14 protein-coding genes are annotated in these 15,267 nt (G+C 62.9%); 8 read left to right on the plus strand and 6 right to left on the minus strand.

What is annotated here, in order from left to right:
* The first annotated feature begins 57 nt into the window (after positions 1-57).
* Entirely contained in the window at positions 58-1,101 is a 1,044-nt protein-coding gene (locus QP909_RS00735) for an HNH endonuclease signature motif containing protein (protein ID WP_284765781.1), read from the plus strand.
* A 9-nt stretch (positions 1,102-1,110) separates the two neighbouring features.
* Positions 1,111-1,380 carry a permease gene (locus QP909_RS00740; RefSeq protein ID WP_284765782.1) on the plus strand — a complete coding sequence of 90 codons (270 nt, stop codon included), beginning with the start codon at positions 1,111-1,113 and terminating at the stop codon, positions 1,378-1,380.
* On the opposite strand, the gene rarD is transcribed toward QP909_RS00740, so the two are convergent.
* Positions 1,367-2,218: an EamA family transporter RarD gene (rarD, locus tag QP909_RS00745; RefSeq protein WP_040425232.1), complete on the minus strand. Its 852-nt coding sequence runs from the start codon at positions 2,216-2,218 to the stop codon at positions 1,367-1,369. The genes QP909_RS00740 and rarD overlap by 14 nt on opposite strands.
* A 45-nt stretch (positions 2,219-2,263) precedes the next feature.
* Here rarD and dnaE point away from each other — a divergent pair, with 45 nt between their 5' ends.
* Both dnaE and QP909_RS00755 read left to right on the plus strand, forming a co-directional pair.
* On the plus strand, positions 2,264-5,836 hold the full coding sequence (gene dnaE / locus QP909_RS00750) for a DNA polymerase III subunit alpha (protein ID WP_239277363.1): 3,573 nt from the start codon (positions 2,264-2,266) through the stop codon (positions 5,834-5,836).
* A gap of 72 nt (positions 5,837-5,908) precedes the next feature.
* Positions 5,909-7,099, plus strand: a complete 1,191-nt coding sequence (locus QP909_RS00755; RefSeq protein ID WP_284765783.1) for a cobalamin-independent methionine synthase II family protein — start codon at positions 5,909-5,911, stop codon at positions 7,097-7,099.
* Positions 7,100-7,148: 49 nt separating this feature from the next.
* Here the strand turns inward: QP909_RS00755 and QP909_RS00760 are convergent, their stop codons facing one another.
* The gene (locus QP909_RS00760; RefSeq protein ID WP_284765784.1) at positions 7,149-7,634 is read right to left on the minus strand and encodes a hypothetical protein; all 486 of its coding nucleotides are present in this window, start codon (positions 7,632-7,634) and stop codon (positions 7,149-7,151) included.
* 62 nt (positions 7,635-7,696) lie between these two features.
* A complete protein-coding gene (locus tag QP909_RS00765; protein WP_284765785.1) occupies positions 7,697-9,562 on the minus strand; it encodes a choice-of-anchor I family protein in 1,866 nt (621 codons plus the stop codon).
* Positions 9,563-9,661: 99 nt separating this feature from the next.
* Here QP909_RS00765 and ilvA point away from each other — a divergent pair, with 99 nt between their 5' ends.
* The 4 genes from ilvA to QP909_RS00785 are packed head-to-tail and all read left to right on the plus strand — an operon-like array spanning position 9,662 to position 12,200.
* On the plus strand, positions 9,662-10,930 hold the full coding sequence (gene ilvA / locus QP909_RS00770) for a threonine ammonia-lyase IlvA (RefSeq protein ID WP_239277367.1): 1,269 nt from the start codon (positions 9,662-9,664) through the stop codon (positions 10,928-10,930).
* Positions 10,930-11,568 carry a YigZ family protein gene (locus QP909_RS00775; protein ID WP_284765786.1) on the plus strand — a complete coding sequence of 213 codons (639 nt, stop codon included), beginning with the start codon at positions 10,930-10,932 and terminating at the stop codon, positions 11,566-11,568. The genes ilvA and QP909_RS00775 overlap by 1 nt, the downstream gene beginning before the upstream one ends.
* A gap of 2 nt (positions 11,569-11,570) precedes the next feature.
* Positions 11,571-11,810 carry a hypothetical protein gene (locus tag QP909_RS00780; RefSeq protein WP_204608410.1) on the plus strand — a complete coding sequence of 80 codons (240 nt, stop codon included), beginning with the start codon at positions 11,571-11,573 and terminating at the stop codon, positions 11,808-11,810.
* Positions 11,811-12,200 (plus strand): RNA-binding S4 domain-containing protein, encoded by a 390-nt coding sequence (locus QP909_RS00785; protein ID WP_023021235.1) that lies wholly within the window; start codon positions 11,811-11,813, stop codon positions 12,198-12,200.
* A 22-nt stretch (positions 12,201-12,222) separates the two neighbouring features.
* Here QP909_RS00785 and QP909_RS00790 read toward each other — a convergent pair whose 3' ends face one another.
* From QP909_RS00790 to QP909_RS00800, 3 genes are all read right to left on the minus strand, one after another.
* Complete coding sequence (locus QP909_RS00790; RefSeq protein WP_239228149.1) at positions 12,223-13,221, minus strand: GTP pyrophosphokinase; 999 nt, start codon at positions 13,219-13,221, stop codon at positions 12,223-12,225.
* 10 nt (positions 13,222-13,231) lie between these two features.
* The gene (locus QP909_RS00795) at positions 13,232-13,849 is read right to left on the minus strand and encodes a hypothetical protein (RefSeq protein ID WP_005328828.1); all 618 of its coding nucleotides are present in this window, start codon (positions 13,847-13,849) and stop codon (positions 13,232-13,234) included.
* Between the two features lie 80 nt (positions 13,850-13,929).
* A complete protein-coding gene (locus QP909_RS00800; RefSeq protein ID WP_284765787.1) occupies positions 13,930-15,261 on the minus strand; it encodes an exonuclease domain-containing protein in 1,332 nt (443 codons plus the stop codon).
* Positions 15,262-15,267 lie beyond the last annotated feature (6 nt).

Below are 15,267 nucleotides of genomic sequence, written 5' to 3' on the forward strand. Positions count from 1 at the left end.
CGCCCTCCTGGGCCCTATGGCGCGCGGTGGCCGCCCAGCGCTTTTAGCATCGAGGGCATGGAACACATTCGGGCCTATATAGCGGCACTCAACTCGGCGATGGATATCCTCGCCGAGGCCGCCGATGCCTCCGCCGCGGACCTTATCGCCGCCGGCATGCCCGATGCTGCAGCAGAATCTGTAGCACAGCTCGCGCAGGTCTACTTCGGCACCACCAACTTTCGCCGCCGCCAACGCCGCGCGGTGGACGGGGCCCGCCGCAACCGGCATTCGCTGTCGACGCTGGAGGTCATCGAAAAGCATGCCCGGCGCGCGCCCACGCAAGCCCGCGCCTGGGCCCTGCGCGCCGAGCTCACCCATATTGCGTGCGATACGCGGGAGATGGAAAGGCGTGCTCGCAAGAAGCTGCGCGAGATGCGCGCGCCGCGCGAACCCAAGCCGGGGGTGCGGCTGCGGCGCCGCGCCGCCGGCAAACCCTGGACGCTGTCCATCACTGGGCCGTCCGCACTCATCGCCGAGTTGCACCAGCATGCCGGCTCGCTTGCCGACGTCGCCTCCTTCTTCCGCACCGGCACCAGTGCCGCCACCTCCACCGTGCGCACCAACGTGGTGGTGCCGCTGGATAAGTTGGTTGGCGTGGCCCATGGCAGCGACGATGTAGTGCTGACCATGACCAATGGCGCGCAGATTACGGGCTCCGAATTGGCCCAGCGCGCGCTTGCCGAGGAGGGATTTGTCACCCTGCTCCACCCCGTAGAGGGCCCTGTGAACCTGTACCGCATGCGCCGTGGGGCTACCTGGAAGCAGTTCATGATGGCTGCGGCGGAAAACCCCACATGCCCGGTCAAGGGCTGCCATAAGCCTGCCGATGAGTGCCAGATCCACCACATTTTCAGTTGGGCCGGCGGGGGATGGACCAATGCGAAGAACCTCACCACCGCCTGTGCTTACCACAATGGCCGCAATGATGACCATCGCACCAGCCCGCCGCGCAACGGGCGCTTCGAGCGCACGGCCCGCGGCGTGCGCTGGGTCAACCCTTGGGATCCGCCCCCACCGGACCTCGTCGATACCGGGCCTGCGAATACGACTACCGCGTAGGCTAGACCTATGTCCTCACATCAGCCCTTTTCGCAGTGGATGCCCAACTACAAATTTGGCTATATCGCCGCGTGGGTCGCGGTGGTGGTTTCCGGCATCGCGCTTCTTATCAGCCTTGTCACCGGCGGCACCTCGATGACGCTGGTGTTTTCCGGGATCGTATGTGCCTATGGCATCTTTCTCGTCGTGGTGATGCCGCGCTGGGCGCTGCGGGCAGAAGAGGAACAGGCGGCGCGTCGCCGGGCCCGCGCTGCCCGCGAGGAACTTAAGCGCTCCTAGCCATGCGCACCAAGTCGGCGACGTAAATCGCCACCGCCACGCCGATGATGCCGAAGCCGATCCAGCGGTGCGTCGAAAAGTGCTCGTGGGTGACAAAGAGCGCCCACAGCATCTGCATGATGGGGGTGAGGTATTGGAGCATTCCGATCGTCGATAAGCGCAGCGTCCGTGCGCCCTCTGCAAAGCAGAGTAGCGGCAGCGCGGTGATCAAGCCGGCGCTGACCAAAAGCAGCGCGTGGCCGACGCCCTCGCTGGCGAACGTGCCTTGGCCGCTTGTTTCTAGCCACAGGATGTATCCCACCGCCAACGGTGACATCACGAGCGCCTCCGCTGCGACCGAGACGGCCGAGGACACTCGAACCTGCTTTTTGAGCAGCCCATAAAAGCCGAAGCTGAACGCCAATAGCAGCGAAATGTACGGCGCCTGGCCGGTAAAGAACGTCAAATACAGCACCGCGATGGCCGCAACGCCCACCGCGCCGGCCTGCCACGGGCGGAGCCGCTCTTTCAAAAACACCATGCCGAGGGCGACCGACACCAAGGGATTGATGAAATACCCCAGCGCCGCATCGGCCACGTGGTTGCTATTAATCGCCACCACGTAGGTACCCCAATTAACCGTGATGAATACACCTGCGGCCGCAAGCCAACCCCACGTGCGCTTGTCCATGCGCGCCATTTCGCGCCACCGGCCGCCGAGGAGCAAAAATCCGGTGACTAAAACCGCGGTCCACAACACGCGGTGAGCCAAGATTTCCAGCGGCGATGCCGGCAGCAACAGAGGGAAGAACGCGGGGAAAAATCCCCACATAATGTAGGCGGCGAGCGTGTAGAGCATCACAAAATAATAGCCCATTTTGACCGCCCCGCTATGATGAGCCGCATGGCCAAAAACTCCTCCTTCGTCCACCTGCACAACCACACCGAGTTTTCCATGCTGGACGGCATGGCCAAGGTCGATATGCTGGCAGACGAGGTGGTCCGCCAAGAAATGCCGGCCGTCGGCATGACCGACCACGGCAATATGTATGGCTCTGATGCCTTCTACCGCCGCATGACCGGCGCCGGCGTCAAGCCCATCATCGGCATCGAGGCGTATATGGCGCCCGAATCCCGCTTCAATAAAAAGCGCGTGCTGTGGGGCACGCCGGATCAAAAGCGCGATGACGTCTCCGCCTCCGGTGCCTACCTCCACCAAACTATGATTGCGGAGAATGCCACCGGCCTGCGCAATCTCTTTACCTTGTCCTCGCTTGCTTCCTACGAGGGTCAGTTGGGCAAGTGGCCGCGCATGGACGCCGAGCTCATCGCCGAACATGCCGACGGCATCATCGCCACCACCGGTTGCCCTTCTGGCGATGTCCAGACCCGCCTGCGCCTCGGCCAGTTCAACGAGGCGCTGGAGGCCGCGGCCATGTGGCAGGACATCTACGGCAAGGACAACTTCTTTTTGGAGTTGATGGACCATGGGCTGGACATCGAAAAGCGCACGCGCGATGGCCTGCTAGAAATCGGACGCAAGCTGGACTTGCCGCCGCTGGTGACCAATGACTGCCACTACGTGTTGGAGTCCCAGGCGCCGGCGCACGAGGCGATGCTGTGCGTGCAGACTGGCAAAACTTTCATGGACCCGGACCGCTTCAAGTTCGGCGGCACCGGCTACTACATTAAGTCGGCCGCGCAGATGCGCGAGACCTGGGACGATATGATTCCAGACGGCTGCGATAACACCCTGTGGATTGCCGAGCGCGTGCAAGACTACGGCGAAATCTGGGAAGAACACACCCACGATCGCATGCCTATCGCCGACGTCCCTGAGGGCCACACCCCAACTTCCTGGCTCACCCATGAGGTGATGGAGGGCCTGCAAGCGCGCTTTCCCGGCCGTGATGTTCCGGAGGAGTATATCGAGCGCGCCAAGTATGAGATCTCTGTTATCGAGATGAAAGGCTACCCGTCCTACTTCCTCATCGTGGCCGAGCTCATTAAGCATGCGCGCTCCGTAGGTATTCGTGTGGGGCCGGGCCGTGGCTCGGCGGCCGGCGCGCTCGTCGCCTACGCGCTGACCATTACCAATATCGACCCGCTGGAACACGATCTCCTCTTCGAGCGATTCTTGAACCCAGAGCGCCCGTCCGCACCCGATATCGATATCGACTTCGATGACCGCCGTCGCGGCGAAATGATTACCTATGCGGCCGAGCGCTGGGGTGAGGACAAGGTGGCGCAGGTGATTACCTTCGGCACGGTGAAGACCAAGCAGGCCATTAAGGACTCGGCCAAGGTGCACTTTGGCCAGCCCGGCTTCCAGATGGCCGACCGCATCAACGGCGCGCTGCCGCCTGCCATCATGGCCAAGGACATTCCACTCAAGGGCATCACGGACCCAGACCACGAGCGCTACTCCGAGGCTGCCGAGGTCCGCCAGATGGTGGAATCTGACCCAGATGTGAAAAAGATTTATGACACGGCGCGGGGTTTGGAGGGCGTCGTCAGGCAGGCAGGCGTGCACGCCTGTGCGGTGATTATGGCCTCGGTTCGCCTCATGGACCACATCCCCATGTGGAAGCGCCCGGCCGACGGTGCCTATATCACCGGCTGGGATTACCCGGCCTGCGAGGCCATCGGCCTGCTGAAGATGGACTTTTTGGGCCTGCGCAACCTCACCGTTATCGGCGATGCGATTGAAAACATCAAGCGCAACCGCGGCGAAGAAATCCACCTAGAGCAGCTGCATGCTGACGACCCCAAGGTCTCCAAGGTCTATGACCTGCTCTCACGCGGCGATACGCTGGGCGTCTTCCAGCTCGACTCCGGCGGCATGCAGGAGCTTCTCAAGCGCATGAAGCCGACCGGCTTTAAGGATATTGTGGCCTCCCTTGCGCTCTACCGCCCGGGCCCGATGGGCGTGAACGCCCACTGGGACTACGCGGACCGCAAGAACGGCCGTAAGGAAATCACTCCAATTCACCCGGAGTTGGAAGAGCCGCTCAAGGAAATCCTGGATGAGACCTACGGCCTCATCGTCTACCAGGAGCAGATCATGCGTATCTCGCAAAAGGTCGCCAACTACACGGCCGGCGAGGCAGATGGCTTCCGTAAGGCGATGGGTAAGAAGAAGCCGGAGGTGCTGGCGCAGCAGTACGACAAGTTCTGGGGCGGTATGCAAGAAAACGGCTACTCCAAGTCCGCCATGGATGCGCTGTGGGGCACCATCGAGCCCTTCGCGTCCTACGCGTTTAATAAGTCCCACGCCGCGGGCTACGGCTTGGTGTCCTTCTGGACGGCCTACCTCAAGGCCTACTATGCACCGGAGTACATGGCCGCGCTGTTGACCTCGGTGGGCGATAAAAAGGATAAGTCCGCCATTTACCTGTCGGACTGCCGCCACCTGGGCATCAAGGTGCTGCCGCCGTCCGTCAACGAGTCCGAAGAGGACTTCCAGGCGGTGGGAGAGGATATCCGCTTCGGCATGGGCGCTATCCGCAACGTTGGCTCGGAAGTGGTGGAATCCATCATCAAATCCCGCCACGACAAGGGCGCGTTTACCTCGTTTAGTGACTACCTGGACAAGATCGAGCTCGCCGCCTGCACCAAGCGCGTGACAGAGGCGCTCATTAAGGCCGGCGCCTTCGATGACTTGAATCACCCGCGCAAGGGCCTCATGCTCATCCACGAGGACGCGGTGGATGCGGTGCAAACCACCAAGAAGGCCGCGGATAAGGGCCAGTTCGATCTCTTCGCTGGAATCGGCGGAGGAGAGGACGACGCGGCTTCCAACGCCTTTGCCTTGGATATCCCGGAAGACAACTGGGATCGCAAACACGAACTTGCCCTCGAGCGCGAGATGCTGGGCCTATATGTTTCCGGCCACCCGCTCGATGGCTTCGAGGAGGCGCTGGCCGCGCAGACGGATACGCCGCTGACCAAGATCCTCAACGACGAGGTGCATAACGGCCAAGAGCTCATCATCGGCGGCATCATTTCGGGCGTGGACCGTCGCTTTTCCAAGCGCGATGGCTCGCCGTGGGCCATTGTCACGGTGGAAGACCACAACGGCGCGCAGGTGGAAATCCTGGTCTTCAACAAGGTGTACTCGCTCGTCGCCCCGCAGATTGTCGAGGACAATATCATCCTCGCGCGAGTGAACGTCAAGGTGCGCGATGAGCGCCGCTCGCTGTTCTGCTCCGATATCCGCGTCCCAGACCTCGGTCCTGGCGGTGGCGCCGGCCTGCCGCTGCGCCTGACTTTGCGCACGGATCAGTGCACCATGGAAAACATTGCCCGGCTCAAGCAGGTCCTGCTCAAAAACCAGGGCGAGTCAGACGTGTACCTCGAGCTTGTCGACGGCTCCGAGTCCACCACCATGATCCTCGGCGACCACCTGCGCGTGGAGCGATCCGGCAACCTCATGGGCGACCTCAAGGCCACCATGGGCGCGGGCATTTTAGGCTGAATTTAAACTCGGCGGCGGCAGGCGCCCTCCACTAATCTAGACAGCACAGTCTATATCGATGGAGGAAACCTGATGGTGAACAAGATTCGTACCACCCACGTCGGCTCACTGCCGCGCACCCCGGAGCTGTTGGAAGCCAACCTGCAGCGCGGGGAGCTGCCGGCCGCGGAGTTTCAGGGGATTTTGGAGGCTGCGGTGGCGGACGTCGTCAAGCGGCAGCTCGATCTCGGCCTCGATATTATTAACGAGGGCGAGTACGGCCATATCACCTCTGGCGCGGTGGATTATGGCGCGTGGTGGAACTATTCGTTTAGCCGCCTGGGCGGGCTGACGATGACGGATACCGACCGCTGGGAATCGGCCGAGGTGGTGCGATCTAAGCCGGGTGAGCCGCGGCTGACGTCGTTTATTGATCGCCGCGACCGCGCGTTGTTCTCCGAGGCCTATAATGATCCGGATTCTGGCATCTTCACCGGCCGCGCCAAGGTGGCGAACCCAGAGTTCACCGGCCCTGTAACCTACATCGGCCAGGACGAGGTTGCCGCCGATGTTCGCCTGCTTGCCGACGCCCTCCCAACCGGCACCCCCGGCTTCATCGCCGCCCTTTCGCCCGGCTCGGCAGCGCGCCTGACCAACCGCTACTACGACGATGAGCATGAGCTGCTTGCCGACGTCGGCCGTGCCATGCGCACCGAATACCAGGCCATCACCGATGCTGGGCTTATTGTGCAATTCGACGCACCCGACCTGGCCGAGGCTTGGGACCAAATCAACCCGGAGCCGTCGGTCGAGGACTTCCGCGGTTTTATCCGCGAGCGCATCGGCGTCCTCAATGATTCCATCGCTGGCCTGCCCAAGGAACAAACGCGCCTGCATATCTGCTGGGGCTCGTGGCACGGTCCGCACGTTACCGACGTGCCCTTTGCGGATATCGTCGAGGAAATCCTGCGTGCCGAGGTCGGCGGATTCTCCTTCGAGGCCGCTTCGCCGCGCCACGCGCATGAGTGGCGCGTGTGGCAGGACCACGCGCTGCCGGAGGGCACCGTGATTTACCCGGGCGTGGTCTCGCACTCCACCAACGCGGTAGAGCATCCGCGCCTCGTGGCCGATCGCATCATCCAATTCGCTGAAGTAGTCGGCCCAGAAAACGTCATCGCGTCGACCGATTGCGGCCTGGGCGGCCGCCTGCACCCCCAGATTGCTTGGGCGAAGCTGCAGTCCTTGGTCGAAGGCGCGGAGATTGCTACCCGAGAACTCTTCTAAAACGCATAAAGCCGCTCCGGAGCTCCGGAGCGGCTAGATTATTCAGTGCTTAGAAGCGCACGCCCAGCTGCTTGAGGGCATTCTTCATCGGCTCCAGCACAGCCGGGTTCACCTTGGCAACCATGGTGAAGGCCTGCAGCAGCGCAGCAACGAGGCTGGCAGCCACGGTAACCCAGCTCATGACCTCGAGGAACTTCTCTGGGGAGGAAGAACCCCAGATAGGTAGGCGCTTGAGTGCCTCGATCTGGTGCTCCTCTGCTTCCTGGGCTACGCAGTCCGGCTCCTTTGGCATTCCGGAGGAGCCGTAGCCGTTGGCCAGGCCCTGCATGAGCTCCTGCGGGGTGCGGGCGGAAGAACCGAGCTCGCCGCTCTCGATCTTCTTGAGGTGTTCTTCCTTCGCCTTATCGACCTCGGCCTGGCATTCAGCCGAAATCTCCTTCGCCTTATCTTCTGCGGCAGAAGCGGTAGCTGGTGCAACGAGGCCCGCTGCCACGGCGGTGGCGGCGATGAGCGAGGTACTGAGACGGTTGCGCATGGTTCTCCTTTAGAGTGAGAGGTATTAGCCTCAAATAATTTAGCAGGTAAATCCCGGAAGGTCTATGGCAAAAGCTTGCGCACCTGCGCCGGCAACAGCGCATAGAACTCGTCGACGGTCTTCGGCAGGAAGCCCAGCGCCCCGCCAATCAGTGCGCCAAGACCTACCAAACCGGCCACGATGCCCACGCCGGCAGCGACGCTGCTGCCGCTGCTGCCGTTGCTGGTTCCAGTGGAACCCGCCGACGTGGAGGGGGAATCGGTGTCATCGGAGGCGTCGGCAAGCAGGTCCTTGACGGAAAACACGGTGGTGGTGCCGGATACCTCGTTGCCGGCGATGAGGAGCGCGTCATCGCTAGGGGAATCTGCAGCGGGAACGAAGGCCAGGCCCTCTGGTCCGAGATCGCCGGCCTGGGTGGTGGCAGCAACATCGTCCTCGTCGTAGCCAACGGAGAAATCGCGATTATTGACGTAGGTGACAAACTGTGCCTCGGCGGGGGTGGTTATGTCGTAGACAAAGATGCCGCCCACGCGCTCCGCGCCGATGAAGGCGTAGGTGCGCTCGCCAACCTTGCCGATGGTCAAGGCTTCTGGCTCTGGTCCCTTGTTATCGGAGCGGTCATCGAAATCCGGATCCTCGTTATCAGCGTTGAAGTTCAGGCCGGGCATATCCTTGGTGATGTTCTCGAAGTCCGCACCGGAATCGAAGACGACGTTGCCCTCGGCGTCGTAGATGCTAAAGGAGCGCGAACCATAGGAATACAGGCCGTCGAAACACTCCTTTTCTTCGTTCCAGCCAGAAGCGTTGGTGAGCTTGAGGTTGCCGGCAAACTTCTTATCCTCAATGCCCTCGGGGAGCTCGAGGCCGTCGCAGACCTTGCCGTCCTTTACTAGGTCCTTGAGCTCTACTTCGTCGGTATAGCCTCCCCACTCGCGGGCATCGCCCTCGTTGGCGGTGGCGAAATAGGTCTGACCTTCTGCCTCGAAAGCGCCGATGGAGTCCGGCATGGACAGGCCCTTGACCGGGATGGTGCGCAGCTTCGCCACGTCATCCTTATTGGACGGATCCACCGGCACTTGGGAGTGGTCCGCGATATGAGCGGGGATTACCTTTTCCACGGTGGCGGACTCGATATCGATGATCGCGATGGCGTTGTTTTCCTGCAGCGTGGCATAGGCTTTGCCGCCCGCGGAAGAAATATATTCCGGCTCGAAGTCCCGCGAAGGCTGGTTATGGTGCTCGGAGGGGCCAAAGACACGGATAGAAGGGTCGAGGTCGGCGGTGTCAAAGGCGGTGAAGTCGGCAGTGCGGACGTCGCCAAGCGCGGGCGCCGCGACGTGCTCGGGCAGGCTGATGACGGAAATGGAGCCCTCTGGGTCCTTGAGGTAGGCGGTGCCCTCGGCGTTGAGGGCGTCGGAAGGCTCGCCCTCGTTGGCTACCAGCGCGTGGCGGCCGTCGGCAGTGAGGTGCACGTTATCGGGCAGGGCGCCAACGCCTACGCGTCCAAGCTCCTCGCCGGTTTCGGCATTGAAGAACAGCGCCTCGCCGTTGTCGGTTTTGTCCGCCTGCTGTACCGCGGCGACGGCCAGGCCATCGGGGCGCACGGCCACGGAGTTGATCTCCTTGTCCCCGCCGGCGGAGATGGCGCCGATCTTGCGCGGCTGGGTGGGATCGGAGGCGTCGAGGATATCGACCTCGCCGGAGCGCGCATTGACGGTGAGGATGCGCTGGGACGCAGCGTGGTAGGCGACGATTTCGGCGGCGGATTTGCCCAGGACGCCGGATTCATGGGAACCGATGGGGGTCAGCTGTAGTGCGGCGTTGGGGGCGGAGTGTTCCAGCACGTTATCCACGATGTGGGCGTGGGCGGCCGGGGCGCAGGCGAGGACGAGGGAGGAGGTAACGCAGAGAGAGATGCGCTTGAGCATAAATTTTCCTTTCTTGTGGTTATGTCCACTATTGCTGATGGAGGTAACGGTGCAACTAAAGGACAGTGAAATTCCAGTGAATGGGTAGACTGTCAAGACATGACTGATTCGACCATCCATGCATCCGATATCCAGCAGGCGCAGGCGCGGATTAGCTCGGAAATCGCCCCGACTCCGCTGCAGTACTGCGCCCGGCTGTCGGCCGAGACGGGCTGCGAGGTCTATCTCAAGCGCGAGGATCTGCAGGACGTGCGTTCCTATAAGATTCGCGGCGCATTAAACGGTATGTCGAATGTTCCCCAGGAAGAGCGCGGCCGGGGAATTGTTACGGCGTCGGCCGGCAATCATGCGCAGGGCGTGGCCTATGCCTGCCGCACGATGGGCATTGCCGGCAAGATTTTCGTGCCGGAGCCCACGCCGATGCAAAAGCGCGACCGCATCCTGGTCCATGGCGGCGACCAGGTGGAATTGGTGGTGGTGGGCGCTAATTTCGATGAGGCAGCTGCCGCCGCGCATGCCGACGCCGCCGAGCGCGACGCCACCTTCATCGAGCCCTTCGACGCCCGCGACACCATCACCGGACAAGGCACCGTCGCGGCGGAGGTTGTGGCACAGCTTTCAGCCAAGGGCAAGTCGCTCGATACCATCGTCGTTCCTGTGGGAGGCGGCGGCCTGATTTCTGGCATTACCTCCTACGTGGCGGATATGGCGCCGCAGACCCGGGTGGTGGGTATGGAGCCGGAGGGGGCGGCGTCGCTAAGAGCGGCGTTTGACCACGGCGGCCCGGTGACGCTGGAGGAGGTCGACCCCTTCGTGGATGGCGCGGCCGTCAAGCGCCTAGGTGCGCTGCCCTATGAGATTTTGCAGGCCAATCGCGAGCGCCTGAGCTTCGACACCGTATCCGAGGGCGCGGTGTGCACGGACTTGCTCAACCTGTATCAAAATGAGGGCATCATTGCGGAGCCAGCCGGCGCACTGTCGGTGGCGGGCTTGCACCAATTGGACCTGGAACCAGGCTCAACGGTGGTGTGCGTAATTTCCGGCGGCAATAACGATGTGCTGCGCTACGCCGAAATCATGGAACGCTCCCTGGTCCACCGCGGCCTGAAGCATTATTTCTTGGTGAATTTCCCGCAGGAGCCGGGCCAGTTGCGCCATTTCTTGCACGAGATTCTGGGCCCGACCGATGACATCACGCTCTTTGAGTACCTCAAGCGCAATAACCGCGAGACGGGCGCTGCGCTGGTGGGCCTGCAGCTTAGCCGTGCCGAGGATCTCGAGGGCCTGCTAGAGCGCATGGGAGAATCCAAGATTTCGGTGCAGTACCTCAAGCCCGGCACCCCCGAGTACGAATTCCTCGTGGCCTAATGCAAGATTCTTATCGTCGCCCAGTAGGCCAGGTCGAACACGAAATTGAAATTAAGCGCTCCCGGTTCATTACCTTGATTGGTCGCGTTACCAATGAGGAAGAGGCCCGCGCGTTTATCGACGCCGCCCGCAGCCGCTTTCCCGACGCCCGCCACCATTGCTCCGCCTATGTCTATCACGTTGATGGCGCGAACCCAGTGGAGCGATCCTCTGATGATGGCGAGCCCTCCGGTACGGCCGGAAAGCCGATGCTAGACGTGGTGAAGGGCTCCGGCATGCTCGATGTGTGTGCGGTAGTCGTGCGCTACTTCGGCGGCATCAAGCTGGGCGCCGGCGGGCTGGTGCATGCCTATGGTGGTGCGGTGAGCGAGGCCATGGAGAAGGTGCGGTCGGTAACCAGGGCGCGCCGGGAGCTTTATGCCGTGGAGTGCCCACATGCGACGGCCGGGCGGGTAGAGGCGGACCTGCGCGGGCGAGGTTATGAGATAACCGATACTGCGTATGCGGCCGCGGTGACCTTTACGCTGGCCGTGCGCCCAGGCGGGCTGGACGAGCTGGAAGCTACGCTGGCAGCGATCTCGCAGGGCCAGCTCGAAGCGGCAGAGGCGGGCAGCGCGTGGGTTGAGGTAGGATCCTGACCATGACTATGCAGCAGCGACCGAATAACCCCATTGCGCAGCGCAAGCAGCAGGTGCGCAAGCACTCCCGCAACGCCGTCGTATGCGTGGCCGGCGGCATCGGTGTGGGCGTAGTGCTCGGCGTGCTTTCGGCTAACTTCTGGGCCTGGATGCTACTTGGTGCCATCGTTGCCGTCGCAGGTGGCGGCTATAACTGGCTGAAGATCCAGAAGATCGTCAACGAGAACCACAACCAGTACTAGATGCCGGCACCGCAACCTAGCGGCCGCCCCGTCAGGATCGATGCCTGGGTGTGGGCCGTTCGCATGTTTAAAACCCGGTCTGCGGCCGCGACCGCCGTGCGCGCCGGGCACGTAAAGATCAATGGCGAGGCCGTCAAGCCCTCCCAACAGGTAGTGCCGGGCGACCGCGTGCGCGTATGGCGCAACCACCACGAGCATGACCTCGAGGTTTTAGCGACCGTCGCCAAGCGCGTCGGCGCACCCGTCGCGCGCACCTGCTACACGGACCATGCGCCACCGCCGCCGCCCAAGGAGTTTATGCCGTCGGTTCCCGTGCGCCCACGCGGCGCCGGTCGGCCGACGAAGAAGGAACGCCGCGACATGGAGAAATTCCGCGGCGGTTTCCGGTAAGTTACCGAAACATACTGCGCGGCTAGTGGGCGGCGCGTAGCGCTTTCAGGCGCGCAGTAAGCCGCCGCTTGCGGCCCGGGCGGTCGCCGGATTCGGCGGTGGCCTCGATGTGTTGCTTGCCGAATTTGTTGAGCAGGAGGTCGTCGATAAGCCGCACCTGGCCGGGGCGGAAGCGGTAGCGCATGGCGTCGTGGACGTGGGCAATGGCGGTGTCATCCAGCAGCTGCTCAAGCTGGCCCAAGTGGCGAACGCCGTTTTGCTCCAAGAGCTCCGCCAAGAAGCGGTAGTGCTCCGAGCGTGAGAGCGGGAAGCGGTTACCCAAAATGATGGCGAGCACGCCCGGCAAGGTTTCGGCGGTAAGCTCGACGTCCTTGTCGGTTTCTGTATCGGGGGCCTTGAGCGCGGCGATTTCATCGAATTGCTGGTCCGCAAGCTCGATAAGCCCCGCGGCCAGGGTAAACAGGCGGTCAACTTCCGGCGAGGGCGGGTTCGGTCCCTGCTTATAGCGGATATCGTGCTCAAACTCCGCCCACGCGTGCTGCAGGACGGTGCGAATTTGCACCTCAAAGGTCCAGCCCACGTAGGCGGCGAGCTCTTCCATTGCAGCCGCGCTATCTTCGGTCACGGTAAGCACCAGGTGGTGGGAGCCGTAGCCAAAGCCACCAGAGATGCGAGTTTCGGCCGCTTTGTCAACGGAGCGTTCAACCTTAAAGGATTCACCGAAAACGTCTAGCGCTTCTGGAATAGCGGTGGAGTGATACAGGGTGACGCGCACTCCCATGACGTCGTGGATCTCTTGCCAGGGCTGGGGATAGACAAAATCGCCGTTCTCGCGGCGCTTTTTGGCCTTCGCCTTCAGTGAGGGCCAGGTTTTGACGCGGGTAGAGACGCGGTCGAAGATGATGCCGGCGTCATTGAGGAGGTCCTCGATGGCGGTGCGGAAGTCCACCGCGGCGGTGGGGTGGCTGCGCGCCCAGTCGTGGTACTGATTGCTCAGCCGCGACATCCTACTTTCCGGCATGGTGCTCCTTTCATAACTCCCGCGGGAATCCGTTAGACCATACTAGCGGGCGTGGGTGGAGCACGGTGCGATGGCGGGGCACGCGCGCGACGGCATCGGCGGCCAGCTGGCGGGCATAGGTGTCCGGCAGGTGGGCAAAGGCAAAGAGCGTGGCGGAGTCCGGCACCAGGTAGGTCAGGGAGTGCGATCGCAGGAGGCGGCGCATGTGCTTGTCCAGCACGGTAAAGGTCTCTGGGTGGGCAATCCAGGAGGAAATCGGTGCGCCGTGGGAGCGGACCTGCAAGCCACCGAAACGGGCGGCGGAAGGAAGCTCGCAGGCGGCGGGGCGGGTCCAAAAGCGCAGCCCTTGCGAATCGAGTGCGGCGCGCTGCAGGTTATGGGAGGCGTGGTTCCATGCTCGGCGCGCGGAGATATCCATGTCCGCGAGGCCACGGTGGCTGAGCCGGCGAAAGGTCTGCTTGCCAGGAAAGACCAGAGCCATGGACAGGCTGGGGGAGAGCTGGATGGTGGCGAGGGAGTCGCAGAAGCCGTCGTCAGAAAGCCGCTGTTCTTTCAGCCACGAGCGGGCAAAGAGCGCAGGCAGAAGGTTTGCGGTGGTGGGACGAGGCGGGCGCAGGGCGACGGTCACGGCGGTTTCTCCAGTGTGGCGGTAGGGTGCGGTCGCCTTTATTGGACTGGAGAAACCGCCGTTTGGTTCCCGGGGTGGGCCTAGAAGGGCGGCTCGGCGTCGAGTTGCAGCTCAGCAAAGAGCTTATCGGCCGGCCAGATGTCGATTTCTTGGCCCTTGGCCTGCAGCTCCTCCGCGCGCTTTTCCTTGGAGGTTTTCTTGGCCCATTCGCCCACGATGAGCAGGGTGGACTTTTTGGTGACGTTCTTTGCCACTTGGCCGCCACGCTCGGCGATGCCCTGCCACAGCACGCCCTTATCAAAGGGCTCGAAATCGCCGGTGAGGGTGACGTGTTGGCCGTAGAGTGCGCCTTCCGGGTCGGCGTCGGGGTTGGGCTCTGGGATTGTGTCCGGGGTGGCGACGGACTGCCACGGGGCGGGCCCGCGGGACTTCTTCTGTGCGGAGCCGGCCGCACGGGTCTGGTCGCGGAAGTCGGTCCCAGCGCCGAGATCCGCGCCGGAGGTGGGGGCGGTGTGGGCACGTAAGACAGGCAGGATGGCCTCGGAATCGAGGCGGCCCAAGGTGAATTCGCGTGCGGTGAATAGGTCGCGGATGCTGCCGGTGTGCCCGAAGCGCTCGGCCAAGCGGGCGATGATTTCGCCGGCCGCGCGGGCATCCTCGGTGGCGTCGTGGTGGCTGAAGTCCGGCGCAGACAGGTGGGCGGCGACGGTGGGCAGTTTATGGTTGCGTACCGAAATGACCTTGGCCTTGGAGGCATCGCGGGACAGCGCGAGGGAGCAGGCCAGCGGCACGGTGGGCACCTCGGCGCCAGCAGTAAGCAGGCCGGAGCGCAGTGCGGTGGAATCAAACTGGGCGTTGTGCGCGACAAGCACGTCGCCGCCGAGGAAATCGAAGAGCTCCTTGGCGACGTCGGCAAAAGCCGGCGCCCCTTCCACATCGTCCGCGGTAATGCCGTGGATGGAGACGTTGATATCCGCGAAGTGCTCGAGGCCTGGTGGAGGGGTGCACAGCCAGGACCGGGAGGCGGTCTCCTGGCCATCGCGGAAGCGCACCGCGCCTATTTGGCAGATAGAACCCCAGTTGTCGTTGGCCGTTTCCACGTCCACGGCAGTGAAATCAAGGCCGGGGATGGTGGCGGCGGAAGAGGGTGCTTCGCCGCGCTGTGCGGCGGAAATGGCGCGGGCGACGGCCTGCGGGTCTTGGTGCGGGGCGAAGGCGATAGTGCCGGCGGCGCCCAAGTCTAGGGCGCCGAAGCCGGTGGGGGTCGGTTCACTCACGTGCACGGTGTCGATGGACTCAAGCGGGATATCTTCAGTGGCGGGGGCACCGAGGCTGGTAGCCAGCAGGGTGCGGTGGAGCACGAGTTTATCCGCTGTGACATCGATGAGTACGCCGTGCGCGGGAAATGACACGAGGGG

Origin of the sequence: Corynebacterium sp. MSK195 (assembly GCF_030228885.1) — a bacterium.
GTDB lineage: Bacteria > Actinomycetota > Actinomycetes > Mycobacteriales > Mycobacteriaceae > Corynebacterium.